This window comes from Limnohabitans sp. 2KL-27, from assembly GCF_001269345.1.
In the GTDB taxonomy this organism is placed as follows: domain Bacteria; phylum Pseudomonadota; class Gammaproteobacteria; order Burkholderiales; family Burkholderiaceae_C; genus Limnohabitans_A.
On the sequence record NZ_CXOP01000002.1, the window covers coordinates 967,304 to 990,940 of the forward strand.

The window sequence follows — 23,637 nt, forward strand, 5'->3', positions numbered from 1 at the left end:
GAAAATGTTCAGGTGTGCCATGCGGGCAGCTGCCAGTTGCGCCACAAGGCCAGGGCACGCAGCCCCACGGTGACCAGCACGCACCCCATCAGGGCCAACCAGCCGGGCGCGTCCACGGACCACAGGCCCACATAGACCCAGCCGCCTGCAAAGGCGCAGACCGCGTAGGGCCGGTGGTCCTTGAAAGCGGTGGGGATTTCGTTGCACACCATGTCACGCAGCACGCCGCCAAACACGCCCGTGATCAGGCCCATGAGCACGGCCACCACGCCGGGCATGTTGGCCTGCAGCGCGTGGTGCACACCTGTGGCCGTGAACAGCCCCAGCCCCAGGGCGTCGGGCCAGAGGATGGCTTTTTCGGTGACTTCAAAATGGCGCTGGCGCATGAAGACCATGGCCACCCCACACAGGGCCAACACGCCCCAGAGCATCTCGGTGTGTTGCACCCAAAAAAAAGGGCGCTGGTCAAGCAGCAGATCGCGCAGCGTGCCTCCGCCAAAGGCTGCCAAAAAAGCTACCACGCACACGCCCACGGCGTCGAGCCGCTTGCGCGCCGCTTCCATCAGGCCCGACAGCGCAAAGGCGGCGGTGGCCGACAACTCGACCAGCAGGCGCAGGGTGTCTCCCCAAGATTGAATGGCATACATGCTCAGGATTATCAGGCCAGCCAGACTTGCCGATAGCGCCCTTGCGCGTCGTGGTCCTGCGTTTGTTTGGTGGGGTTGAAGCGGCGGCCCACACGCGGGTCGGTGCCTCGGCCACTCACGTACAGCCAGTTGCCTTGGTTGCTGCACACGTCAAAGTCCACCAGTTGTGATTCGAACCAGGCCGCACCTGCACGCCAGTCGCACGACAGGTCGTGCACCAAAAAGCTCGCCACGATCTGGCGCATGCGGTTGGAGGTGAAGCCCGTGGCGGCCAACTCGCGCATGCCGGCGTCCACGATGGGCTCGCCCGTTTGGCCGCTGCACCAGCGCTGAAAATCTTTGGGGAAGTGCGAGGGTTGGGGCAAGCGCGACAAACCGCGCGCCGCATAGAGTTGCGGGCCGTGTTGCCGGTGCAGCATGCGGAAGTTGTCGCGCCACAGCAGCTCAAACCACAGCCAATAGGTGCCGTCGTTGCTGCCATGTGTTTGTTCGTAGGCATCCAGGTCTGCCCAAATTCGGCGGGCCGATACCGCGCCCGTGGCCAACCAAGGCGACCAGTGGCTGCTGCTGTGCTGGCCTTGCAGGGCGTTGCGGGTTTGTTTGTAGCGGTCGGGCCAAGGGGGCGTGAGGTAACTTTGCAGGTGGGCCAAAGCGCTGGCCTCGCCGCCCCGGCAGGCGGCCTGGGTGTACGGAAAGTTCGAGCGCGCGTGCGCCTCGCCCTCGGGGGCTTGCAGCAGGGTGAACGCGTTGTCACTCCAGCCCGGCAAGGGGGTCAATGGGTCATTTGGCGGCGCAGGCAGCTGGGTGGGCGCGGGCAGCGGTGCCAGCGGCTGGAGTCCGGCCGATTCGATGCGCTGGCGAAAAACGGTGAAGACTTGCGGCATGTCTTCGGCGGCAAAGGGCAGGGCGTCGGGCTCGATCAGGCTGGATTGCCACAGCGTTTTGACGGTGAGTCCCGCGCCGATCATCGCCTGCACTTGCGCCTCTTCTTCGGGCGCGGCGATGTCTTCGCAAAACACCGTGTCGGCTTGCACCGAGCGGGCGCAGGCGGGCAACACATCGGCCACGCTGCCGTGCAGCAAGACCAGGCGCTGGCCCAAAGCTTTTAATGAAGTTTGCAAGTCTTGCAGCGTGTCGGCCACAAAGCGCCTGCGGTGCACGCCCATGCGGCGAAAGCCCCAGGCGGTGGGTTCGTCTTGCACGGGTTCATGCACATAAACCAGCACCAAGGCTTGGTCGTGGGCCTGGGCGTGCTGAACGGCTTGCTGGAGTGCGCGTTGGTCATGCAGGCGCAAGTCGTTTCGAAACCAGAAAATGGTGCTGCGCATGGTTTAAAAATCAAAGCCCAGCTGGGCGCTGGGTGGGGTGTTGGCGGGTGCTGTCTTGCCTGACCTTCGGCGGCTGGTTTTGGGGGTGTCGCTGTCGCGGGTGAACACACCGCGTTGTGGGCCGTTGCCGTGTTGGCGCGAGGCGTGTTTCTCGACGATGGCTTTTTTGCCGGCCCTCACCTCGGGCTCGGCCCTGCGTGCGTGCAGCGCTGCTTTGGATTGGCGTGTGGCCTCGGCCAAGTCCACCACGGGCCAGGGAATGTCGGCCTCGGGCTCGGTGCCCACCGTCAAGCCGCAGTGGCGCTGCACCTCGGGCGGCATGAGCCAGGGCTCGAACAGCCAGGTGTCGGGCACGCGGCGCATGTGGGGCAACCAGCGGCGCACAAAAATCCCTTTGGGGTCGTGGTCCTGCGCTTGCTTGATGGGGTTGTACACCCGCGTGGTGTTGATGCCGGTGGTGCCCGACTGCATTTGCAACTGGCTCCAGTGGATGCCGGGTTCGTAATCCAAAAACTGCGTGGCCAACCATTGGCCCACGGCCCGCCAGTCCAGCCACAGCGGGTAGGCCGCCACCGACACCAGCATGGCCCGCATGCGAAAGTTGAGCCAGCCGGTTTCATGCAGCATGACCACGCAAGCGTCCACCATGGGCCATCCGGTGCGCGCCGAAGTCAGGGCCGCAAAGTGGGCATCGCTCCAGCCGTCTTCGCGCAGGCCGTCGTAACCCCGGTGCATGTTGCGCCACTCGATTTCGGGCTCGCTTTCGAGTTTTTGGATGAAGTGGCAGTGCCAATACAAGCGGCTGATGAAACCGATCAGACCCGCGCGGTGGCGATTGGCTTGCGGCGGCAGGGCATCTAAGGTGGCGCGGGTGCTTTGCACCACCTCGCGCAGGCTGATGCAGCCCCAGGCCAAGTAGGCCGAAATGCGCGAACACGCCGTGGGCGAAGAAAGTGGCGAGGAGATGCCGCCCCGGTAAGCCAGCGCTCGCGCATCCAGAAAGCTGTGCAGGGTTTCGAGTGCGTGGCTGCGGCCACCGCGCTGGCGCTGGGCGGGGTTGTGCTGCAGGCCGGGTGGCGCACACATCCCCTCGGGGCCGAAATTTTCTGGCGCATGGAAAAAGTGCAGCGCAGGCAGCACCACTTGCGGCGCGGCCATGTGCGCTTCCCATCGGGCTTGCCAGGTGCTGCGGCTTTTGAGGCGGCGCACCACACCAAACTGCGCAAATTCAGTCCAGTCCACGCCCGCACTGCGGCACCATGCGCCCACTTGCAGGTCGCGCGCGAAGGTGAAGGCATTGCCAGTTTCTTCGTGCGCCACCAGTTCAGCAAAAGGCGCTTGCGCGTGCAGGTCAGCGAGCACCTGCACCGCAGGCCCCACGCGCAGCTGCAGGCTGCCGCCAAGTGCTTGCAGGTCTTGGTGCAGCTCGGTCAATGATTCGCGCACAAATTCAAAGTGCTGCAAGGCCGCATCGGGCTGCGCCCACAGATCCGGCTCGACGATGTACAGGCACAGCACCGGTCCAAGAGCGGCCGCGTGCGCGAGTGCCGCATGGTCGTGCAGGCGCAGGTCGCGTTTGAACCAGACGACGCGGTAAGTCATGGCGACAGCCCTTTGGACAGTGCTGCATAACGACGCGCCTCAATCGGCACGCAGTCGATCAATTCGCGTGGCAGTTCGGGGCTTTGTTGTTGCAAATAACGCCGTACAAAATCGGCCGCTTGCCAAGGCGCTGTGGGCCCACTCCAGACCGCACTGTCCTGGATGAGCCAGTCACTGCCGTGCTGACGCAGCACCACGATGCTGGGATTGAGTGTTTTGAATGTGACCTCTGCAATGGCCCAGTCTGCCTGAATGTGCAGTTGCAGCAGTTGAGCTTCTAAGGAGTCCGGCAGACTGTGCTGCTCGATGGTGTGCAGCACCGCTTGGGCGTTGGCCGTGTGGGTGGGTTCGGCCTGAACCCGGCGGCAGTCTTGCCGCCATTGCCGCCCTTGCTCGGCCATCCAGCCTTGCAGATCGAACTTTTGGCCGTTGATCTCCAGCAAGGTGCCGTGGTCTTGGCGAACCCAGTCAATGTGGCTGTCCATGATCAAAAAGCCGATCACCCCCAGCACGGTGGCGGCCACATGTCGTTTCATGCGCAGTTCGGTGGCAAGGGTTTCAGACGCGCTCTTGCAAGGAAATGCCTTCGTGCTCAGCCACCATCTGCAGCGCTGCTTCAAACAAGGCACGGGCTGTGCCGGCCATCCTGTTGAGCTGGGTGTGCAACTCGCTGTCTTTGGGGCTTTGTTGGAGACAGTCCAGGCTGTAGTCTTCGAATCGGGCCAACTGTCCAATCAGTTCGGCCACATGCCGTGGGCATTCGCACAGCACTTGGCTGGGAATGTTGGCCACGCGCTGCAGCACCGCGTCTGAAAACCGGCGTGGCGGTACGGGCTCATCGAGCTGGGGCAGTTGCCACGGTGCATCGGTCAGCGGTGGGCGTGTGTTGCGCACGATGTCGGCCAAAGCTGCATCGCTCAGAGGTTCGCGGTGCACCCAGCAACCTGCGCGGCTCAGGTTTTCAATGGCCTTCATTTGCCCGAAGCCATACAGCACGACTGTCTGGCCTGCACTGTGGCGCGAGGACGCGTCCAAAATTTGCTGAGCACTGTCCTCATTGAGGTTGTTCACCGACACCATCAGCACATCGGTTGAGGAGGTCTCAGCGTGGTTGAGGGCTTCGTGCAAATCGGCCCACACCGCTTGAATGTGCAGTCTCTGCCCTGGATGCGCCGACCGGAAGCGTTCGGATTGCAAGCGCTCGGCCATTTGGCGGCCGATCAGCGCCCATTTGCCAGGGTGGGGGGTGGCAGCTCCTGGTGTGGGTGCTGGCGCGCGCGCCAGGTCAGCGCCGGTTTGCAACAACTGCTGCAGCTGCGGGGTGCTCAGTCCAGCGATCAAGCGGATGCCATGACCCTGACCTGTCAGCGATTTGAGCAAGGCCGCCTTGCGCAGGTCCTCGTCATCGTAGAGCCGGTGTTGTCCTTGACTGGTGGCCGGCGCGAACGCGTTGTAACGCGTTTGCCAGACCCGCAAAGTCGGCACAGGCACGCCGCTGAGCTTGGAGACTGCGCCAATGCGGTAAAGCGCCGGACGGGGGGTGGCAAAGGTGTTGGTCATTGTCTTGTTTATATATTGAGTAGATATTTTAAGGGATAAATTGATTTTTATCGAAACAAAATAGGAAATGAGTGGATTTTCAAGTTTTAAACCATACAATATCAACTTAATGAGGAGCGCATCATGATCTTGAAGAAAACAGCCAAAGCCGTAGACATTGCGGTTTTCATCACTTCTCGTTCAGCCGTGGAGCCCGTGACGACCGAGGAGATCGCTTCGGGCCTGGGGCTGTCGTCCTCTTACACAGAGTCGATACTCAAGGAGTTGCGTGAAGCCGGCTTGATCCGCGCGCACCGTGGCCCTGGTGGGGGTTACCAGATCCGAGGCAACCCCGAGGAGATCAGCTTGTGGGATGTGGTCAAGCACTTTGAAGTGGTCCACAGCTTCGACGAGGTTTACCCCGATGACGGGCACCCGATGAAGTCGCTCGAGTCAGAAATTCAACGCCACCTGCAAGAGACACTGGCGTCACAGACCTTGGACGATGTGGCCGTGCCCTTCATGCCGCGCGATGCCCGCGTGAGTTCCATGTTGGGGCAGTTTCGCCTCAAGCCACTGCCGCCACCGGTCATGCCTCGGGCGCCCAACTCGGTTTTTCAGCTGAGCATGATGCTCTGAGTGAAGTGTCGGTGGGTGCGGGTGTGGGCATTGCCAGTCCATGCCCAACGACAGCTGCATGCGCCGAAGCGAAAAATTGGCACTGCCATCGGTTCACTCTGTGCGTGTCAAGCCCAACCCTCGACACAAAGCGTGTGCGGCATCGGCTGTGAATGCACCCGCTTGCATGCCTGAGATCACTTCGTGGGGATCCCAGCAGGCAAAGTCTTGTACTTCGCCGTCTTGATTGATGGGTTGGAATGTATCTGGAATGTCGAGGTTGTAAACCAACAAGACTTCGTCATGCCATCCTTGCGGCTCTGTCCTTTGAGTCCTCACTGCGCCACACCCATTCAAATTCTGGCGCACATTCCAGTGCCATCCCGCCTCTTCTTTCAGTTCCCGGCGCACAGTGCTGATGGCGTCTTCACCTGCGGTTAAACCCCCGGCAGTCATGTTGTCCCACAGGCCAGGGTCTGTGGCTTTTGCTGCTGAACGTTTTGCGCACCACAATTGCCCGTTGGCACAAAAGCCGTTGATGTGAACGGCATGGCTCATCAAACCCAAATGCCGAAAACCGGCACGCTCAACACACAGCCAAGGCTCGTCAGTGACCAAGGGCGGTGTGTTCGGTTTGAGCCAGTAATTGAAATATTCGTCTCGCCACCCCTCCAATCGTCCACGATCGGCTTGAGTCTGTAAAAAATTCTGCAAGCTGCGGCTTCTTTGCATGGGATTTTCAGCATTGGATTGCCAAATTAATCGGCCCTCCCGCAGGACGCATCCGGGCAAATGCACCACCATTTGCTCAGCTCGCTCGGGTGATACCCAACCGACAAGATGGCCATCACCTGACCAAGCCAGCCAATGTTCAGGAGGCTCGGCTCTTGAGCACTGCGCAAATTCGATCAACCAATCGAGCTGATGGCCTCGAATCTGGTGAAGAAAGGCTTGCGCATGGGATGGCTTGGGCGGCATGTCAAGTCAAGGGTTTTGGCCCTGCGCGATGCGCAGTTCAATGCGAGAAATCGCCATGGGCAAATCGGCCACGCTGTCGATCACCTCGTGCGCACCTGCCGCTTGCAAGGTCGCCACGGCAGGCACCAAGGCTTGCATTCTTTCAGCGGCGCTGGCCTTGAGCCACTCGGCGTGCGACCAACCCAGCGCATTGCCACTGGCTGCCACGCCAACGGTCCAACAACCAGCGGCAAGCCCCTCGGCCAAACCTGGCGCTGTGTCATCAACTTTGATGACCTGATGGCTTTGTCCAGTCAAATGCATCGCAGCAAGGCATTGGAGGACACCCATGGGATCTGGACGGCTTCGCAAAACATCGTCACAGCACACCACCAAGGCGGGATGAAAACCCTGTTCAGCAGCTCGCTCAATCAAGGGCGTCATGATTTTTCGGGTGTAGCCGGTGGTGGTGGCAAAAGAGACGCCTTGAGCAGCCAAATCACGGTAAATGGCCATGAATCCTGGGATGAAGTCACTGCGATCCATGGCCGCATGTGCACTCATGGGCTCAAATTCGCTGAGCAAATTCTGCGCATCTTTGAACTGGAATGATCGACCGTATTGGTTTCGCCACTGCTGCGCCACCGCAGGCAGGGATCCCAAAGCCACGATGTGGTCAATTTTAGGCAGGCCCATGGGCACGCGGGCTTGTGCAATGGTGATCTCAATCTGGTGGCGCGCAAACAATTCTACAAAGGCGCCCATCGGCGCCAGGCTGCCAAAGTCCACGATGGTGCCCGCCCAGTCGAGCACGATGCCCTTGATATTCATGGGGGTGTTGGGATTCATGGGGTGCTCCAGTTGCGAACGATGTCTTCGGCCAAGCCAAAAGATGTGCTCATGCCTGTGCCGCTGGTCACGCTGACCACTTGCACGCCGGGCATTGTTTCGCGCACCAGGCTGTCTTGCTGGGCGCTGGGGTAAATGCCTGTCCAGCGCTCTGTCACCTGGTAGTGGCCCAGGCACAGCAGGCGCTGCATTTCATAGAGGATCAGGTCTTCCACTTCGCGCGAAGCAAAAGGGCGCATGGCCTGACCGTAGTGGTGCGAGTCTCCCACCACCAAAGAGCCATCCTGGCTTTGCACCACGATCAGGTGAATACCATGGGCCAGTTCCTGGGGGGCTTCCACGCGCAGTTGATCGAGCAGCAATTGGGCGCCGGGCAATTCGCTGTAACCCCGGTAGCGCACCAGACTCAAATCGCTCATCACGCCGGCACCGAGCTTGTAGCCGTTGGGCGGTTGAATCCGCAGCATTTGCAGCTGACACAACTGGGCGTTGTTCTGGGTGAAGGCCTGAGGAAACAGGCTGCGCATGTCGGGGCCGGGGCAGACCATGATGCGCTCGGCCTGCAACCATTGGCCGTCTGTCAAGACAGCGCCAGAGATGACCTCTTGCACATGCTGGCCCATCTGAAAAACGACACCTTGGGTGGCCAGCCACAGGCGCAGTTTTTCAATGGCGCTGCGGGCTTCAATGCGCAACTCGTAAGGGCTGTACAAGGCCCCCTGCAAATGGCTCAGCGCCAAATGCGGCGCATGGTCTTGCAGGGCTTGGCCTTCGAGCCATTGCAGATCATGGCCCTCGGCTTGGCTGCACAATTCTTGCAAAACCAATTTGGCCTGATGTCTTTGGGCCAGCACATACAGCCCCTCGTGCTCAATCGAGATGCCCGCTTGTGGGGCCAGCGTGGCCCACACATCCCGTGACCTGCGCGCGCGCCGCCAGGTGTCTCCCCGGCCTTGGCCGGTCACGGTGACGAATCCAAAGTTGCGAATCGAGGCCCCCACACAAAATGGATCGCGGTCGATCACGCGCACACTTTTGCCTTGTTGCAAAGCGGCCCAGGCACAAGCCAGGCCTACGATGCCGCTGCCCACAATGATCACGTCGTTGGTCATGCTGTACTGCCCACAAAGTTACGGCCTCGGGATGAACCGAGTGCCTGCTGAAGTTGATGATGGCCGTGCGGGCTGTTGCGCAGTTCACGCGGCGTGATGCCGAGACTTTGCAGCCAAGCGGACAGTTGTTGTCGCGCTTGGTGCCAGTGACAGTCAAAAATGAGTGCCAGGTCATCCTGTACCTGTGGGCTGATGGCGGCTGCAATGTCCAACACCATGGGCAACCACACCGCACAGGCGTGACCATGGGGTAATTTTTCATGCAGGGTCAGGTCATACGACAAGGCGTGGGCCAAGGCCGTCTGGGTTTGCGACATCGCCAAACCTGCCAGTAAGGATGCTTGGCTCATCTGCTCGCGCAAACCTGTGTCTTGGGGGTTCTTCAGCAGTGCAGGCAGGGTCTGCAAAACCATTCGCGCAGAACGTACCGCCAAGGGGCGTGTGATCGCGTTGGCATGGTGGTTCCAGATCGATTCCAGCGCGTGCGCCAGGGTATCTAAAGCAGTGTCCCGGGTTAAACCTTCGGGGCATGACAGGGTCAGGTTCGGGTCGATCCAGGCCTGATCGGCAAAGCCCTCGACGCAAGACCATGAGCGCTTGAGGGCGGGTTGGGTGTCCAGATCCCACAACGTGGCCCAAGGGGTGACCTCGCTGCCTGTGCCGGAAGTGGTGGGGGCGCACCACAAGGTGTGCCGCTTGTGATCGGCTGGCAGCTTGTTGGCTCGCCAGACCGTTGGGGCCAAATCCAGGTCATGGAGTTCGAAACGGGCCAGTTTGGCCAGGTCCAGCGTGGTACCGCCCCCTATGGCCAGCAAGGCTGCGTCCGGCTGTTTGGCCCATAAAGGCCAAAGCTGCTGGCACACCTCCAGCGCTGCCGTGATGCTGCTTTGTGCCGAACGTTGCCAGATCCAGGCCAAGCACAGTGCGCCCCATTGCCTATTTAAATCGGCTTCCATGGACAAAGAGATCGCATGCGGATCGGCCAGAACAAAAAATGGCTGTTCAGGTCGGTGTGTGTGCAAGAGGTTCGGACCCCATTCAAGCTGAACCGGGTTGAACCATGTCAAATGAATCGCTGTCGCAGCCATGAAGAACCCATGTCAATGAGAGAGACGGTGACGATCAGCATCAGCAAAACTGCGCAGGTCTGGGCGTACTCAAAGCTGCGGATCACCTCAAACAAAATCACGCCGATGCCACCTGCGCCGACCATGCCGACCACCGAGGCCGAGCGGACATTCGACTCAAAGCGGTACAGCGAATACGACAGCCAAAGCGGCATCACCTGCGGGATCACGCCATAAGCAATCTCAGCGAGTTTGTGTGCGCCCGTGGCGCGTATCCCCTCCACCGGTCGCGGATCGATGGCTTCGACCGCTTCAGAGAACAGTTTGGACAAGGTGCCGGTGGTGTGCACAAACAAGGCCAGCACACCGGCAAAAGGCCCTAAACCCACAGCCACAATGAACAACATGGCAAACACCATCTCATTGGTGGCCCGGCACGCATCCATCAAACGGCGAACCGGCTGGTAAACCCAGGCCGGGGCCACATTCGCGGCCGACAGCAAACCCATGGGAACAGCGGCCACAATGGCCAGCACAGTGCCCCACAGTGCAATGTGCAGCGTGATCACCATCTCGCGCAGGTACAACTGCCAATCTTTGAAATCGGGTGGAAAGAAATCTGCGGCAAAGGTGCGCATATTGGCCGCATCCCGGATCAAGGCCAGAGGGCGTATTTCAGCCCCCTGCCAAGCCCAAGCCAAAATGCCAGCGGCCACGAGCCAGACCAGATAGCTCAAGCCCTGGCTCTTTTTGTGCGAGGCCAGTAGCTGCAGTTTTTCCAGATCGGCGCTGGCCATGGCGTTGTGCATTGTGGACATGCTTATTTCTTCAATGCGGCCAGTTTCTGGTCAATATCGGCCAATTGTTTGGCTTTGTCGGCAGCAGCCAATTTGTCATCGCCCTCGACCTTGCGGCGGTCCTTGAACAATTCCAGTTGACGGATCGGGATCAGCTGGTCGTTGTTCGATTCGCGGAAGCCACCGTAGTTGTAAATGTTCTTGAGCACGGCTTTCTCTGCCGGATCGTTCTTGGCATAGTTCAGAACAAAATTCTTGATCTTGGTTTTGACCGCCGGGTCCATGTCCTTGCGCCAGACAAATGGATCGCTTGGAATCAAAGGGCTTTGCCAGATCACTCGCAGTTGCTTGAACAAATCGGGTTTGGCACTTTCGAGCTTGCCCATGTCCTCGGTGTTGTTGGTGGCCACATCCACCTGTTTGGCCAAAGTGGCTTGGATATTGGCACCGTGGCTGGCGTTGCGCACGGTCTTGAAGGTGGTGCGTGCTTCGATGTTGCGCTGGGCAAAGATGTAATAGGAGGGCACCAAAAATCCCGATGTCGAATTGGGGTCGCCAATGCCGAAGTTGATGTTTTTGCCGTTGGCGATCACATCGTCCACCGTTTTGTAGGGGCTGTCCTTGTGCGTGATCAGCAAGGCGTGGTAGCCGAAGCTGCCGTCGGCGTACATCAGCTGGGCAAAGATTTCACCGTTGGCGCGATCCACCGCTTCCATGGCGGCTTTGTTGCCGTACCAAGCCACTTGGATTTTGTTGAAGCGCATGGCTTCGATCACGCCAGCGTAGTCAGGGGCATAGAACGACTGGATTTTCAGGCCCGTTTTTTTCTCCATGTCGCGGAAGAACGGCTCCCAGCGCTCGCGTTGGGCCGATGCAGAGTCGGTGGCGATGATGCCAAAGCTGATGTCTTGGGCGAAGGCGCCGATGGCGCTCAGTGAAATCAGGCCGGTGGCCAGGATGTGGGCAAGTTTCATGGTGTGGTCCTCAGGTTGGAAAAATCAATGCGCCAAGAGTTGGAGCGTCGGGTTGAAAAGGGTTTCCGGTGTTTCAGGGGGGTGATCCATGAACAACTCGTCCGAATGGGTGCCGTACAGCTCACGCAGTCTTTGGTTGTCCAGGCCCATGGGGGGGCCGTCGTAGACCAGGCGACCTTCACGCAAGGCGATGATGCGGTCGCAGTACTGCCGCGCCAGGTTCACGTTGTGCAGGCTGATGACCAGGGTCATGCCCTGATCTCTTTGCAACTGGCGCAGCAAGTCCATGACCCTGCGCGTGGACTCGGGATCGAGCGACGCCACCGGTTCGTCGGCCAGCAAAATGCGGGCGCCTTGCACCAATGCACGGGCAATGGCTGCACGTTGCTGCTGGCCACCCGACAAGGTCGAGGCCCTCTGCATGGCCTGCTCAGACAGGCCCACAGAGTGCAAGGCTTTGAGCGCCTTGAACTTTTCTTCAGGCGTGAACAAGCCAAGCAAACTTCTGTGTAACGGAATGTGCGGCAGCAGGCCTGTCATCACGTTGGTCAGCACGTCCATGCGGCCTACCAAATTGAACTGCTGAAAGATGATGCCGATGTGGGTGCGCAACTGGCGCACCTCTGAGCTCAGCTTGCCTGACTTTTGCAGGCTTTCTCCCCACAGCTGGATTTCGCTGTTGACACCATCGAAACGCTCGAGTCCGCAAAGACTGCGCAGCAAGGTGGATTTTCCCGAGCCCGAAGCGCCCAGCAAGCCCACGCACTCGCCCTTGTCGATGCACACATCGATGGCTTGAAGTGCCTGACGGTCCTTTTGAAAGGATTTGCAGGCATTGATGACACGGATGGCCGGTTGTTGATTTGACATGGGCGGCATCTTGCAAAGTGCTTGTGACGTTGTCATGAAAAAAATATGTCATTTGCATGTCGCCTCTGATTTGTCATGCTTTTGACACGCTTGGGGCTCACAGTCATGCCATGCAAAAAATGATGAACACCCTTTTGTCGCTCTACGAGCAAGGTGGTGACCTGGTCTATGCAGGCGAGTCGGTTACCCAGTTGATGCACGCGTGGCAGTGTGGGCGACTGGCAGAAAAGTCAGGTGCCAGTGCGGCCTTGCAATTGGCCAGCTGGCTGCACGATGTAGGCCATTTGTGGGTGAACCTCGAGGGGACCCCCACCTTGAGGGGTCAAGACGATGTGCACGAGCGCATCGGTGCCGAGGTGCTGCTGCCTGTGTTTGGCCTTGCCGTATCCGAGCCTGTGCGCTTACATGTGCAGGCCAAGCGCTACCTGGTCAGCACCCGTGAGATCTATGCCCGCAAGCTGTCACCCGACTCGGTGCGAAGCCTCAACTTGCAGGGTGGCCCCATGGCGCCCCACGAGTGCAAGGCTTTTGAGGCGGAGCCTTTTTTTGCCGATGCTGTGAAGCTGCGTGTTTGGGATGACCTGGGGAAAAAGTCCAGTTGGTTTGAGGAGACACGTCAAGATGCCCTTGACCACTTGGAGGCCTTGATGCGTGATGTGGCGCGCGATCACGTCATTCAAATTTAACAAAAAGGACACGCCTTTGACACGGATGAGGGGGACCATGGCATGCAGGATCAAAAGGAGCTGAAGCCATGAAAGAGTTACCAAATCCCACCTTCGCACTGTCCCCTGTTCAGTTGCCCAGGGGGTCACTTCATCCGGGGTCCTCTGGCGCCGGTTTGGACTTTTTGCCGCGGCGTGTGCAAAGCACCATTGAAGTCAGCTGGGCGAAGCATCTCGACGAAGTTCGCGAAGCGCAACGCCTGAGGCATCAGGTCTTTGCGACGGAATTGGGCGCACGTTTGCCCAAAACGGTGCCCGGCCATGACATCGACTTGTTTGACGATTATTGCGAACACCTGCTGGTTCGCGACAGTGCCTCTGGTCAAGTGATTGGCACGTATCGGGTGCTCACGCCCGCACAGGCCAAGCGGGCGGGCAGCACTTACAGCGACACTGAATTTGACCTGACGCGCCTGCGTGATTGGCGTGGCCGCATGGTGGAATTGGGCCGCAGCTGTGTGCATGCCGAGCACCGCCACGGTGGGGTCATCATGGCCTTGTGGGGGGCCTTGTTTGAGTTCATGGATCGAAACCGACTGGACACCATGATCGGTTGCGCCAGCATCCCCATGCTGCACAACGGTCTGGTCACGGGCGATGCTGCAGCCAGCATCTGGCACCAATTGCGTCAAACCCATCTGGCGGATATCCAATTCCATGTTCGCCCACGTCTGCCCTTGCCTGTAGAAGAGTTGGACCATGGCTTGTCCATCGAGCCGCCAGCGCTCATCAAAGGTTATTTGCGTCTGGGCGCCAAGGTGCTGGGAGCGCCCGCCTGGGACCCTGATTTCAATACCGCCGATCTGCCCATGATGATGCGCACGGTCGATTTGCCCCAGCGCTACCGCAAGCACTTTTCCATGGGGTCCTCATGACTACAACGGCCCAACCCTCACATGCGGGTGCATTGTTCAAAACCTCTCATTCGAATATAGGCGATACATTGGTTCAGACTTCGCCGGCTCTTGTGCCTCAGTTGATGCCGGGATTGGAAGACCCTGATGAAGACAATTTGCCTGCAGGCCGACCCCGTTTGCGGGCCATTTTTATATCTGATCTGCACATTGGCACCCCTGGATTCCAAGCTGAGGCGTTGCTCGATTTTTTGAAAAATCATCCCAGTGACGTTCTCTATTTGGTGGGCGACATCGTGGACGGATGGCAATTGCGCAGGCGTTGGTTCTGGCCCCAAAGTCACAACGATGTGGTGCAAAAATTGTTGCGCCGTGCGCGCAAGGGATGCCGTGTGATTTATGTGCCCGGCAACCACGATGAGTTTGCGCGGCATTTTGTAGGCCATGCGTTTGGTGGGGTGGAGGTGCTTCACGACACGTCACACACCACGGCCAAAGGCCTGAAGCTGTGGGTTGTGCACGGCGATCATTTCGATGGCGTGATCCAGTGCGCCAAGTGGCTGGCCTATGTGGGTGACTGGTTGTACGAGTTGACTTTGCGGCTCAATCGCCACCTCAACAGCTTCAGGGCCCGGATCGGCTTGGAGTATTGGTCCTTGTCTGCTTATCTCAAACTCAAGGTGAAAAAAGCAGTCAATTTCATCAGTGATTTTGAGGTGGCCGTGGCGCAGGAGGCCAAGCGCCGTGGCTTTGATGGCGTGGTGTGTGGCCACATTCACCATGCTGAAATCCGCGATATCAACGGCACCTTGTACTGCAACGATGGCGACTGGGTGGAAAGCCGCACCGCTTTGGTCGAGCACGCCGATGGCCGTCTGGAAATCATCCATTGGGCTGGTCAGGCGGTGGTCGTCAATGCTTTGCCAGTGCAGGCGGTCCCCGCATGAAACTGGCGTTGATCACCGATGCATGGCACCCTCAGGTCAATGGGGTGGTGACCACCTTGCACGAGTTGGTGGAGGCTTTGGGGCCTTTGGGCGTGCAGGTCAGCGTGTTGCATCCGGGGCAATTCAAAAACCGACCATGTCCCGGTTATGCGGGCATCGATCTGGCGGTTCGCCCTTACAAGGCCTTGGCCGAGATGCTCGACAGACTTGAACCCGATGCGGTCCATATCGCCACCGAGGGTCCATTGGGTTGGGCAGCTCGCCGACACTGCCTCAAAAGAGGATGGCGTTTCACCACGGCTTTTCACACCAAATTTCCAGAAATTCTCAAGGCGGCACTGCATGTGCCTTTGTTCATGGGTTACGCCTTGTTCCGCCGCTTTCACCGACCCTCTTCAGGCGTGATGGTGCCGACTCAAGGTGTTTTGAACATGCTGCAAGCACGGGGTTTCAAAAACCTGATGCCTTGGACCCATGGGGTGGACCTGTCATTGTTCACCTACCAGCCGCAGCCCATCGACTTGCCAGAACTTCAGCATCTGCCACGGCCTTGGGCCTTGTATGTGGGGCGTGTTTCGTATGAAAAAAACATCGATGCTTTTTTGGACATGGATTGGTCAGGTACGCGCATTGTGTGTGGCGAGGGCCCTTTGGCCGCTCAGCTCAAGGCACGCTACCCCGACGTGGTGTGGATGGGGGTCTTGCCGCGTCCTCAATTGGCGCGTGTTTATGCAGCAGCCAATGTGTTTGTGTTTCCTTCGAAAAATGAAACATTTGGCCTGGTCATGCTCGAAGCCATGGCCTGCGGGACACCGGTTGCCGCTTACCCCGTGGATGGTCCATTGCAGGTGATGGGGGCAGACCAGGGGGAGCCTACTGGGGGGGTGCTGCGCCAAAGCTTGGCTGAGGCCACATTGCAAGCTTTGCAGTTACCCCGCCAAGAAGCCAGGCACAGGGCACAGGCCTTTGGTTGGCCGCATACCGTGGGTTTATTCAAAGGCTATTTGACGTCCATCAAGGGCGAGGGAAAACCATGACACGGGTTCACGCCATTGTCATCAAACTGACTTGATGCCTTCTTAGACTGAGTTGAATTCATTCACTCGTGTGCCATGGCCTATCCAATTACACAGCCCAGTCCGGCAGAGCCAGCATCTGATTTCCTGGACCGCGACCTCAGTATTTTGTCGTTCAATGAACGCGTACTCGACTGGGCGCACCGCCCTGAAGTGCCCGTTCTTGAACGCTTGCGCTACCTGTGCATCGTGTCATCCAACCTGGACGAGTTCTTCGAGGTCAGGGCCGAGCCGCATGTGATGGCCAGCTTGCAGGAGATCAAGACTGGCCAATACACCAACAACAGCTTGGTGGCCATTGCCGACAAAACCAACGCCATGGTGGCGCGGCAATACGCGCTGTACAACGATGATTTGCTGCCCACTTTGCAGCGCCATGGTTACCGCTTGCTGTCGCATGGCGAGCGCAATGCCGAGCAACGCCGCTGGGTACGCAGCTATTTCCAGCGCGAGGTGCAGCCCCTGCTGGTGCCCGTGGGTCTGGATCCCGCGCATCCTTTTCCGCAAGTGGCCAACAAGTCGCTCAACTTCATTGTTCAGTTGTCGGGCAAGGACGCCTTTGGCCGCGCCAATGAGATTGCCATCGTCAAAGTGCCGCGTGTGTTGCCACGCGTGATCCCACTGCCAGATCGGGTGTGTGAGGGAAGCAAGGCCTTTGTGCTCTTGTCGAGCGTGATCCGCGCCCACCTGGTCGAGTTGTTTCCTGGTCGCGAAGTCGGACAGTTTTCGCAGTTCAGGGTCACGCGCCATTCGGAATTGGCCGTCGACGAAGACGAGATCGCTAATTTGCGCATGGCTCTGCGCCAAGGGCTGCAGCACCGAAACTATGGCCAAGCGGTTCGCCTGGAGGTCTCGTCCAACTGTGCGCCCCGTTTGGCTGAATTTTTGCGCAAAGAGTTTCGTCTGCCCGAAGCGTCCGTGTACCGGGTCAACGGCCCGGTGAATCTGGTTCGCCTGATGCAACTGATCGATCTGGTGCCCGCACCGGATTTGCTGTTTCCACCCTTCAAAGCCAGCTTTCCGGTGCAGTTGCCGCAGCACGGCTCGGTGTTCAACCGGCTCAAAGAAGGCGATGTGGTGATCCACCAACCCTTTGAAAGTTTCGATGGCGTCCTGGCCTTTTTGCGTGAAGCCGTGATGGACCCGAATGTGCTGGCCATCAAGCAAACCATTTACCGTGCTGGCAGCGACACCACCATGATGGATTTGTTGCGCGAGGCGGTGCGCCGGGGCAAAGAAGTCACGGCCGTTGTGGAACTGAAGGCGCGTTTTGACGAAGAGGCCAACATCAATTGGGCCGAGCAACTCGAATCGATTGGGGCCCAGGTGGTTTACGGCATCGTGGGCCTGAAGACACATGCCAAAATGCTGCTGGTCACACGACGCGAAGGCCGTGTGTTGCGCCGCTATGGCCATCTGTCCACCGGCAATTACAACCGCCGCACAGCCGCGCTGTACACCGACATCAGCTACCTCACGGCCAATGCCGAGATCACCGCCGACATGGACCAGTTGTTCGGCCATCTGGCCAGCCAAAGCCGCTTGCCCAAAATGAAGCGTTTGCTGGTCGCGCCTTTCAATTTGCATGCCCAGATGCAGACCCTCATTGAGGCCGTGGGCAATGCGGCTGCCCGTGGGGCAACCGGGCGCATCGTCATCAAGATGAATGCCCTGACCGACCAGCCCCTGATGGAGGCCTTGTTGGAGGCAGGCAAAAAAGGTGCCAAGATCGATTTGATCGTTCGCGGGGCCTGCATGTTGCCCGCAGGGGTGTCTGGCTTGAGCGACAACATCCGGGTGCGATCGGTGATTGGCCGTTTTCTGGAACACTCGCGGGTGTTTTACTTTTGCGCTGACCAAGATGAATCGCTGTACCTGTCGAGCGCCGATTGGATGAGCCGCAACATGACCCGCCGCATCGAGTTGGCCTGGCCCGTGACCGAGCCGTTGCTGCGCCAACGCATCATCGACGAATGCCTGATTGCCTACCTGCACGACAGGCGCGACGCCTGGGACTTGGCGCCAGACGGTCAGTACCACCGAGTGGGCCTGACGTCGCCAGGGCCCGGTGCGCAGCAAGCGCTGATGCAGCGCTACGACGCATCGCCCGAGAAGGAGTGAGCGCCATGGATTTGATCGTGTGGCGACATGCCGAAGCCCATGAAGTCGAGCCGGGCGAGGACGACATGCAAAGGGCCTTGACGCCACGTGGGCGCAAGCAGGCCGAGCGCATGGCCACCTGGCTTGACGCCCAGTTGCCACAAGGCACCCGCGTACTCAGCAGTCCGGCGGTGCGTGCCGAGCAGACCGTACGGGCCCTGGGCCGCAAATACAAAGTGCGCGATGCCCTGTCCCCCGGGGCCAGCGTGGCCGATCTGCTGGAAACTTCGGGCTGGCCCGAGGCGCGTTACCCGGTCTTGCTGGTGGGCCACCAACCGGCGTTGGGCGGCATGGTGTCGCAATTGCTGGGCATGCCCGAGGCCGTCTGTGCCATCCGCAAGGGCGCAGTGTGGTGGCTGCGCCACCGCATCCGCGAAGGCCAGCCGCAAAGTGTGCTGTTGGCGGTGACCTGCCCTGAACGTTTGTGAGCGGCGTGTTGGGGAACGCTTTCAGTCTTTGACTGGGCGGCCAGTTTTGATGGTCGGCACGTCGGCCATGGCCTTTTTGAAAGCGGTGTCGGCCATACCTGCCAATGCCCTGAGGCCAGCACGGATCAGCTCGCTTTTCTTGACTTCGACACCCAAGGCCATGGCGCGTTTTTTCATCTCGGTGATTTGCAGCAGCTCTGTCTTGGGCAAGGTGAAGCTGTCGCGAACGACTTTGACTTTTTTCTCCTTGTTGGCCTTGGTGGCTGGGGTTGAACTTGGATTGCTCAAGGTCAGGGGACGGGCTGTTTTGGCTTGAGTGGCCTTGGCTTTGGCGGGCTCAGTGGCTTGCTTGGCGGTTGGCTTTGCAGCTTGGACGGGTTTGCGTTTTGGCGCTTGAGCGCTTTTCACGGCTCGGGATGAAGCGGAATTTTTTGGCGCAGTGGCAGGTGTTGTTTTTGTGGCGCTTTTCTTGGCAGTAGCTTGGCCGCTGGCGATTTTTTTGCGCGGTTTGGCAGGTGTTGACGTGGTGTTCATGGTGGATCGATTTTGGAAAATAACGGAATATACAGTTTATACCGTTGATTTCCAGCGAGCAAGTTTTGCCCTCAACCCTTGGTGTGGTTCAGTTTGTCGAAACCTGTAAAACCCATTCGGTCTTTTGCCAAGCACTTTTCTCTTCACGCAGCAAATGCGCCGACTGTGGCCAGAGTTCGGCCCAAGCGGCGTCCAATTGAAGGTTGGCCGTCCGGCGATCTGTGTCGAATTGAATGTGCAAGCCTGACAAATCTGGGTCGCGCCGGGCATGGCACAAGATGACCGCCAGTCGCAACGCCATGAGTTGCTGCACGAATCGGAGGTCTTCCAATTCGGTTTCAAGTTTGCGCAGCTTACCCCGGTGGCCCAGCACCAATTGGCTCAAGCGGTGCAACTCGTCCAGGGTGAAACCGGGCAGATCGGTGTTGTCCAGAATATAGGCACCGTGCTTGTGGTAATCGCTGTGCGAGATGCGCATGCCGGTTTCGTGCAGTTGGCATGCCCAGTGCAGTTTTTGCAAATGGCGTTGGCGCTCGTTTTGCGGGACATCAGTCCCCGATGTGAGCATGGCTTGCAACAGACCTTGGGCTGTCCGAGAGACCCGTTCGGCTTGCTGCCCATCGGTGCCAAAGCGTTGAGCCAGCCAGTCCACCATGGACGAGCGGACATCCTGGGGGCTTTCGCGGTCGATCAGGTCGTACAGAGCGCCATGGCGCAGTGCGCCTTGCGCAGCATGCATCTCATCGATTTGCAACAAATCAAACACCGCTTGCAGAACCGCCAGTCCACCCCCAATGACGGGCTTGCGTTCTTCCTTGACACCCTCCAAGCGCAGGTTGTCCAGTTTTTGGGCTTTGAGCAGCCGTTCTTTGAGCCAAGCGAGTCCGTCTCGTGTGATGCGCCCCTCGGGCCAGCCGGCCTGAGCCAGCACCTCAGCCACCGCACCCACCGTACCCGAGGATCCGTAGCACTTGTCCCAGTGCTGGCGGTTGAACAAAATGGGCGCTTCGTCTAGAACCGCCATGGCCCCAATTTCAGCCGATTTGAAGGCTTGAGGGGTCCACAGGCCATCGGGGAAATACTTCATCGACCAACCCACGCTGCCCACGCGGTAAGACTCGAGGGTGTTGGCTGTTTCGTATTGCCCCAAAATCATTTCGGTCGAACGCCCACCGATGTCCACCACCAAGCGACGCTCATTCGATTGCGGCAGCAGGTGCGACACACCCAGGTAAATCAAGCGGGCTTCTTCGCGTCCTGCGATCACTTCGATCGGAAAGCCCAAAATTCGCTTGGCTTTGGCCATGAAAACATCGCGGTTTCGGGCCTCCCGCAAAGTTTGGGTCGCCACGGCGCGCACTTGGCTGGGTTTGAAGCCTGCAATGCGTTCACCAAATCGGGCCAGGCAGTCCCAGCCCCTTGTCATGGCCTCATCGCTCAAGTTGCGCTCGGCATCGAGCCCATTGCCCTGGCGTACGGTTTCCTTGATGTATTCCACGCGCCGCAGCTGGCCGGCATCCATCTGACCGATTTCGAGGCGAAAACTGTTAGAGCCCAGATCGATGGCAGCGTACAGGGACTTGTTGTGCATGGCGTGGTGGGTGTGGAGCGAGCGAGCAAAGTGCAGATTATGTGACCGAATTGTGAAATCAAGATGACATGACACACCGCAGTCCATGGGCACATAGCCCTCAGCGGGACCTCGGGTCAAGCTCGGAGTGACCCCAGGCTGGCCGAGTGCGGTTTGGCCATGTCAGCCTGCGCGCACATCACAGTGAGCGTTTTGCCACAGGGCACACCTTGGCAGCAGTGCGCGGTCAAAAAGTCCATCAGGCTTTGCATGGCGCCCAAGTCGGCGCGGTAGCGCAAAAACCGCCCTTCGCGTTGCACACGCACCAGGCCTGCATGGTGCAGTTCCTTGAGGTGAAATGACAGCGTGTTGGCTGGAATGTCCAGCGCCGCAGACAACTGTCCGGGCTGAATGCCCTCGGGGCCAGTGCCCACAATCGCGCGAAACACCTTCAGGCGAGAGCTTTGCGCCAAAGCGGACAAGGCCTGGACGGCCACGTCCTCGTCCATCGCGCTCAATAGTGACAGGGTGTTCATGGCGTGTTCTCAGTCGATGGGGTGTGGGTCAGCAAGCCCAAAGGCAGTCGCAGTGTGGCCAGCCAGCACAGCAGGAGCATCAGCGCCGAGCCCAAGAGTGCGTACAGCAAGCCGCCCCATTGGTAGAGCAAGCCTGAGAGCAGCGTGCCTGTAAAGCGTCCCAGCGCATTGGCCGCGTAATAAAAGCCCACGTCTTCGGCCGCTTTTTCTGATCCTGCATAGGCCAGTATCAAATAGCTGTGCACCGAAGAGTTGATGGCAAAAGCAAAGCCGAACAGACTCAGTCCGCCCACCACCCACCACTGCAGCTGGGGCGCTTGCCAATACATGGCCGCGGCGATGCCCAGCGGAATGAGGGTCAGCACCGCCGACCAGGCCCGGGCTGCGGGCACTTCGCGGCTCAGGCCATCGGCGCTTCGGCGCACCAGTTGCGGGGCCAAGGCCTGCACCAGGCCGTAGCCAATCGTCCAGGCTGCCAAAAAGCCGCCCACCATGGTGAAGGTCCAGCCCACCGAGTACAAAAACACCGGCACACCCACCACAAACCACACGTCACGCGCGCCAAACAGAGCCACGCGGGCGGCGGCCAGTGCGTTGATGCCCGGGTTTTTGGCAAACAGTTCTTTGGCCGAGCCCGAAGGCTTGCTCTTGCCCATCATGGGCGGCAAGCTGCTCACCACGCCCACCAGCACCAAGGCCAAAAGGCCCGACATGGCCCACAGCGAGCCTTGAAAGCCCAGCGTCTCTAAGAGCAAACCGCCCAGAAAAAAGCCAAAGCCTTTCATGGCGTTTTTGCTGCCCGTGAACCAGGCCACCCACTTGAAGAGCTGGCCATTGCCCGTGTCTTTGGCCTGTGCCTGCGTGATCTTGATGGCCGATTTGCTGGCGGTTTTGGTCAGGTCTTTGGCCACCCCGCACACGCCTTGGGCCAGCACCACCCAGGCCACCGATATGGCCGCTGTCCAATCCGGCTGCAGGGCCGAGAGCAAACCAAAGCCGATGATTTGCGTGACCAGGCCCACGGTGAGCATGCGGGCAATGCCAAAGCGCGTGGCCAACCAGCCGCCAATCAGGTTGGCCAACACGCCCGCGCCTTCATACAGCAAGAACAAAAAGGCCAGCGTGAACGGTGAATACCCCAGCTTGTAAAAGTGCAAGAGCACCAACATGCGCAAAGCGCCATCGGTCAAAGTGAAGCCCCAATACGCCGCGGTGACGATGCCGTAATGGCGTTCAGCAGCGTTCATCTCAGATGCCCACATCGTTCATGTGGCAAGCCAGGTCGACCATGCGGCAGGCGTAGCCCATCTCGTTGTCGTACCAAGCGTAGATTTTCAGCAGCGTGCCATCGGTCACCAGGGTGGACAGGGCGTCCACGATGGCGCTGCGCGTGTCGCGGGCGTAATCCACGCTGACCAGCGGGCGGGGCTCGTACCCCAAGATACCCGCCAATGGGCCTTGGGCCGCAGCGGCAAACAAGGCGTTGACTTCTTCGGCGCTTGTCTCGCGCTTCATCTCGAACACGCAGTCGGTGAGCGACGCGTTGAGCACGGGCGCACGCACGGCGTGGCCGTTGAGCTTGCCTTTGAGCTCGGGGTAAATCAAAGCAATGGCCGTGGCGCTGCCGGTGGTGGTGGGGGCCAGGCTCATCATGGCGCTGCGGGCGCGTCGCAGGTCCTTGTGGGGGGCGTCCACCACCAAGTTGGTGTTGGTCGGGTCGTGGATGGTGGTGATTTGGCCGTGTCGGATGCCAATGGCTTCGTGCACCACTTTCACCACCGGGGCCAGGCAGTTGGTGGTGCAAGACGCGGCCGTGACGATGCGGTCTTTGGCGGGGTTGTACAGCGTGTGGTTGATGCCGACCACGATGTTCAGCACATCGCCCACCTTGATGGGTGCAGCCACGATCACGCGCTTGGCTCCCCGGTCCAAGTGACCCTGAATGGTTTCGGGCGTCAAAAACTTGCCGGTGCACTCCAGCACCACATCCACACCCAGGTCGCCCCAAGGGATGTCGGCCGGGTTGGCGTGGGACGAAAAGCCCAAAGTGCGCTCGCCGATGCGGATCTGGCGGTCGCCTTGCGCCTCGATGTGTTCGCGCCACTTGCCTTGCACGCTGTCAAAGGCCAGCAAATGCGCCGTGGCTGCTGCGCCGCCCTTGAGCTCGTTCAGGTGCACCACCTCCAGGCGGTTGCCTGCGCGGGGGTCGTCTGACTGGCGCTCGGCACCGCCCATGGCCGCACGCAAGGCCAAACGGCCAATGCGGCCCATTCCATTGATGCCAACTTTCATGGTTTATCTTTCGATGGTTCTGGAAATGTCAATTCATGAACTTTGCCATGTGGTGATGACGGTTTGATGACAAAGGCTTCGCCCTTCAAGCCAATGATTGACTTGAAAACTTCAAAAAAGCCCCATCAAACTGTCACAACTGCGCATTCAAATGG

At 59.3% G+C, this 23,637-nt stretch carries 24 protein-coding genes; 7 read left to right on the forward strand and 17 right to left on the reverse strand.

The annotated features are described in order from the left end of the window. Positions 1–8: 8 nt before the first annotated feature. Genes LHAB_RS07460 through LHAB_RS07480 form a run of 5 tightly spaced genes read right to left on the reverse strand, consistent with a single transcriptional unit; the run spans position 9 to position 5,137 of the window. Entirely contained in the window at positions 9–647 is a 639-nt protein-coding gene (locus LHAB_RS07460; protein WP_090045103.1) for a trimeric intracellular cation channel family protein, read from the reverse strand. Positions 648–658: 11 nt separating this feature from the next. Next, entirely contained in the window at positions 659–1,975 is a 1,317-nt protein-coding gene (locus LHAB_RS07465; RefSeq protein WP_090045105.1) for a DASH family cryptochrome, read from the reverse strand. 3 nt (positions 1,976–1,978) lie between these two features. Beyond that, positions 1,979–3,577, reverse strand: a complete 1,599-nt coding sequence (locus tag LHAB_RS07470) for a cryptochrome/deoxyribodipyrimidine photo-lyase family protein (protein WP_090045106.1) — start codon at positions 3,575–3,577, stop codon at positions 1,979–1,981. Further along, the gene (locus LHAB_RS07475) at positions 3,574–4,113 is read right to left on the reverse strand and encodes a hypothetical protein (protein WP_090045108.1); all 540 of its coding nucleotides are present in this window, start codon (positions 4,111–4,113) and stop codon (positions 3,574–3,576) included. The genes LHAB_RS07470 and LHAB_RS07475 overlap by 4 nt, the downstream gene beginning before the upstream one ends. 22 nt (positions 4,114–4,135) lie before the next feature. Continuing rightward, complete coding sequence (locus tag LHAB_RS07480) at positions 4,136–5,137, reverse strand: MerR family transcriptional regulator (RefSeq protein ID WP_090045110.1); 1,002 nt, start codon at positions 5,135–5,137, stop codon at positions 4,136–4,138. 123 nt (positions 5,138–5,260) lie between these two features. On the opposite strand from LHAB_RS07480, the gene LHAB_RS07485 reads away from it, so the two are divergent. Further along, positions 5,261–5,755, forward strand: coding sequence for an RrF2 family transcriptional regulator (locus tag LHAB_RS07485; RefSeq protein WP_090045111.1), 495 nt, complete (start codon positions 5,261–5,263; stop codon positions 5,753–5,755). Between the two features lie 93 nt (positions 5,756–5,848). Here LHAB_RS07485 and LHAB_RS07490 read toward each other — a convergent pair whose 3' ends face one another. The 7 genes from LHAB_RS07490 to phnC form a co-directional block, all read right to left on the reverse strand. After that, a complete protein-coding gene (locus tag LHAB_RS07490; protein WP_090045113.1) occupies positions 5,849–6,712 on the reverse strand; it encodes an NUDIX hydrolase in 864 nt (287 codons plus the stop codon). A gap of 6 nt (positions 6,713–6,718) precedes the next feature. Further along, complete coding sequence (phnX, locus tag LHAB_RS07495; RefSeq protein WP_090045114.1) at positions 6,719–7,540, reverse strand: phosphonoacetaldehyde hydrolase; 822 nt, start codon at positions 7,538–7,540, stop codon at positions 6,719–6,721. Further along, complete coding sequence (locus LHAB_RS07500) at positions 7,537–8,652, reverse strand: TIGR03364 family FAD-dependent oxidoreductase (RefSeq protein ID WP_090045116.1); 1,116 nt, start codon at positions 8,650–8,652, stop codon at positions 7,537–7,539. Before LHAB_RS07500 ends, phnX begins: the two co-directional genes overlap by 4 nt. Beyond that, a complete protein-coding gene (locus LHAB_RS07505) occupies positions 8,649–9,608 on the reverse strand; it encodes an iron-containing alcohol dehydrogenase (RefSeq protein ID WP_194943121.1) in 960 nt (319 codons plus the stop codon). The genes LHAB_RS07500 and LHAB_RS07505 overlap by 4 nt, the downstream gene beginning before the upstream one ends. A 107-nt stretch (positions 9,609–9,715) precedes the next feature. Beyond that, positions 9,716–10,537: a phosphonate ABC transporter, permease protein PhnE gene (phnE, locus tag LHAB_RS07510; protein ID WP_369814106.1), complete on the reverse strand. Its 822-nt coding sequence runs from the start codon at positions 10,535–10,537 to the stop codon at positions 9,716–9,718. A 2-nt stretch (positions 10,538–10,539) separates the two neighbouring features. Then, the gene (gene phnD / locus LHAB_RS07515; protein ID WP_090045118.1) at positions 10,540–11,490 is read right to left on the reverse strand and encodes a phosphonate ABC transporter substrate-binding protein; all 951 of its coding nucleotides are present in this window, start codon (positions 11,488–11,490) and stop codon (positions 10,540–10,542) included. A 24-nt stretch (positions 11,491–11,514) separates the two neighbouring features. After that, the gene (phnC, locus tag LHAB_RS07520) at positions 11,515–12,360 is read right to left on the reverse strand and encodes a phosphonate ABC transporter ATP-binding protein (RefSeq protein ID WP_090047784.1); all 846 of its coding nucleotides are present in this window, start codon (positions 12,358–12,360) and stop codon (positions 11,515–11,517) included. A gap of 122 nt (positions 12,361–12,482) precedes the next feature. Here phnC and LHAB_RS07525 point away from each other — a divergent pair, with 122 nt between their 5' ends. From LHAB_RS07525 to LHAB_RS07550, 6 genes are all read left to right on the forward strand, one after another. Then, on the forward strand, positions 12,483–13,046 hold the full coding sequence (locus tag LHAB_RS07525) for an HD domain-containing protein (RefSeq protein WP_194943122.1): 564 nt from the start codon (positions 12,483–12,485) through the stop codon (positions 13,044–13,046). A 68-nt stretch (positions 13,047–13,114) separates the two neighbouring features. Beyond that, positions 13,115–13,960: a GNAT family N-acetyltransferase gene (locus tag LHAB_RS07530; RefSeq protein WP_090045119.1), complete on the forward strand. Its 846-nt coding sequence runs from the start codon at positions 13,115–13,117 to the stop codon at positions 13,958–13,960. A gap of 104 nt (positions 13,961–14,064) precedes the next feature. Further along, entirely contained in the window at positions 14,065–14,886 is an 822-nt protein-coding gene (locus tag LHAB_RS07535; protein WP_090045121.1) for a UDP-2,3-diacylglucosamine diphosphatase, read from the forward strand. Next, positions 14,883–15,923, forward strand: a complete 1,041-nt coding sequence (locus tag LHAB_RS07540; protein WP_090045122.1) for a glycosyltransferase family 4 protein — start codon at positions 14,883–14,885, stop codon at positions 15,921–15,923. The genes LHAB_RS07535 and LHAB_RS07540 overlap by 4 nt, the downstream gene beginning before the upstream one ends. A 75-nt stretch (positions 15,924–15,998) precedes the next feature. Beyond that, on the forward strand, positions 15,999–18,083 hold the full coding sequence (gene ppk1 / locus LHAB_RS07545; protein WP_090045124.1) for a polyphosphate kinase 1: 2,085 nt from the start codon (positions 15,999–16,001) through the stop codon (positions 18,081–18,083). A 5-nt stretch (positions 18,084–18,088) separates the two neighbouring features. Then, positions 18,089–18,550, forward strand: coding sequence for a SixA phosphatase family protein (locus LHAB_RS07550; protein ID WP_090047785.1), 462 nt, complete (start codon positions 18,089–18,091; stop codon positions 18,548–18,550). A 21-nt stretch (positions 18,551–18,571) separates the two neighbouring features. On the opposite strand, the gene LHAB_RS07555 is transcribed toward LHAB_RS07550, so the two are convergent. The 5 genes from LHAB_RS07555 to LHAB_RS07575 all read right to left on the reverse strand — a co-directional run bounded on the left by LHAB_RS07555 (position 18,572) and on the right by LHAB_RS07575 (position 23,482). Continuing rightward, complete coding sequence (locus LHAB_RS07555; protein WP_228763380.1) at positions 18,572–19,084, reverse strand: hypothetical protein; 513 nt, start codon at positions 19,082–19,084, stop codon at positions 18,572–18,574. 88 nt (positions 19,085–19,172) lie between these two features. Beyond that, on the reverse strand, positions 19,173–20,675 hold the full coding sequence (locus tag LHAB_RS07560) for a Ppx/GppA phosphatase family protein (RefSeq protein ID WP_090045125.1): 1,503 nt from the start codon (positions 20,673–20,675) through the stop codon (positions 19,173–19,175). Positions 20,676–20,791: 116 nt separating this feature from the next. Further along, complete coding sequence (locus LHAB_RS07565; protein ID WP_228763452.1) at positions 20,792–21,163, reverse strand: ArsR/SmtB family transcription factor; 372 nt, start codon at positions 21,161–21,163, stop codon at positions 20,792–20,794. A gap of 23 nt (positions 21,164–21,186) precedes the next feature. Further along, positions 21,187–22,437 (reverse strand): organoarsenical effux MFS transporter ArsJ, encoded by a 1,251-nt coding sequence (gene arsJ, locus LHAB_RS07570; RefSeq protein WP_090045127.1) that lies wholly within the window; start codon positions 22,435–22,437, stop codon positions 21,187–21,189. Position 22,438: 1 nt separating this feature from the next. Next, complete coding sequence (locus LHAB_RS07575; protein WP_090045129.1) at positions 22,439–23,482, reverse strand: ArsJ-associated glyceraldehyde-3-phosphate dehydrogenase; 1,044 nt, start codon at positions 23,480–23,482, stop codon at positions 22,439–22,441. Between the last annotated feature and the right edge of the window lie 155 nt (positions 23,483–23,637).

Bases quoted from the DNA above. Each gene is read 5' to 3' on its own strand.
- LHAB_RS07525 (WP_194943122.1), top strand. From the start codon at position 12,483: ATGAACACCCTTTTGTCGCTCTACGAGCAAGGTGGTGACCTGGTCTAT.
- LHAB_RS07470 (WP_090045106.1), bottom strand. From the start codon at position 3,577: ATGACTTACCGCGTCGTCTGGTTCAAACGCGACCTGCGCCTGCACGAC.
- LHAB_RS07530 (WP_090045119.1), top strand. From the start codon at position 13,115: ATGAAAGAGTTACCAAATCCCACCTTCGCACTGTCCCCTGTTCAGTTG.
- LHAB_RS07475 (WP_090045108.1), bottom strand. From the start codon at position 4,113: ATGAAACGACATGTGGCCGCCACCGTGCTGGGGGTGATCGGCTTTTTG.
- phnE (WP_369814106.1), bottom strand. From the start codon at position 10,537: ATGTCCACAATGCACAACGCCATGGCCAGCGCCGATCTGGAAAAACTG.
- LHAB_RS07490 (WP_090045113.1), bottom strand. From the start codon at position 6,712: ATGCCGCCCAAGCCATCCCATGCGCAAGCCTTTCTTCACCAGATTCGA.
- LHAB_RS07540 (WP_090045122.1), top strand. From the start codon at position 14,883: ATGAAACTGGCGTTGATCACCGATGCATGGCACCCTCAGGTCAATGGG.
- LHAB_RS07485 (WP_090045111.1), top strand. From the start codon at position 5,261: ATGATCTTGAAGAAAACAGCCAAAGCCGTAGACATTGCGGTTTTCATC.
- phnC (WP_090047784.1), bottom strand. From the start codon at position 12,360: ATGTCAAATCAACAACCGGCCATCCGTGTCATCAATGCCTGCAAATCC.
- ppk1 (WP_090045124.1), top strand. From the start codon at position 15,999: ATGGCCTATCCAATTACACAGCCCAGTCCGGCAGAGCCAGCATCTGAT.
- phnD (WP_090045118.1), bottom strand. From the start codon at position 11,490: ATGAAACTTGCCCACATCCTGGCCACCGGCCTGATTTCACTGAGCGCC.
- LHAB_RS07550 (WP_090047785.1), top strand. From the start codon at position 18,089: ATGGATTTGATCGTGTGGCGACATGCCGAAGCCCATGAAGTCGAGCCG.
- LHAB_RS07575 (WP_090045129.1), bottom strand. From the start codon at position 23,482: ATGAAAGTTGGCATCAATGGAATGGGCCGCATTGGCCGTTTGGCCTTG.
- LHAB_RS07480 (WP_090045110.1), bottom strand. From the start codon at position 5,137: ATGACCAACACCTTTGCCACCCCCCGTCCGGCGCTTTACCGCATTGGC.
- LHAB_RS07555 (WP_228763380.1), bottom strand. From the start codon at position 19,084: ATGAACACCACGTCAACACCTGCCAAACCGCGCAAAAAAATCGCCAGC.
- LHAB_RS07565 (WP_228763452.1), bottom strand. From the start codon at position 21,163: ATGGACGAGGACGTGGCCGTCCAGGCCTTGTCCGCTTTGGCGCAAAGC.
- phnX (WP_090045114.1), bottom strand. From the start codon at position 7,540: ATGAATCCCAACACCCCCATGAATATCAAGGGCATCGTGCTCGACTGG.
- LHAB_RS07465 (WP_090045105.1), bottom strand. From the start codon at position 1,975: ATGCGCAGCACCATTTTCTGGTTTCGAAACGACTTGCGCCTGCATGAC.
- LHAB_RS07460 (WP_090045103.1), bottom strand. From the start codon at position 647: ATGTATGCCATTCAATCTTGGGGAGACACCCTGCGCCTGCTGGTCGAG.
- LHAB_RS07535 (WP_090045121.1), top strand. From the start codon at position 14,065: ATGCCGGGATTGGAAGACCCTGATGAAGACAATTTGCCTGCAGGCCGA.
- arsJ (WP_090045127.1), bottom strand. From the start codon at position 22,437: ATGAACGCTGCTGAACGCCATTACGGCATCGTCACCGCGGCGTATTGG.
- LHAB_RS07560 (WP_090045125.1), bottom strand. From the start codon at position 20,675: ATGCACAACAAGTCCCTGTACGCTGCCATCGATCTGGGCTCTAACAGT.
- LHAB_RS07505 (WP_194943121.1), bottom strand. From the start codon at position 9,608: ATGGAAGCCGATTTAAATAGGCAATGGGGCGCACTGTGCTTGGCCTGG.
- LHAB_RS07500 (WP_090045116.1), bottom strand. From the start codon at position 8,652: ATGACCAACGACGTGATCATTGTGGGCAGCGGCATCGTAGGCCTGGCT.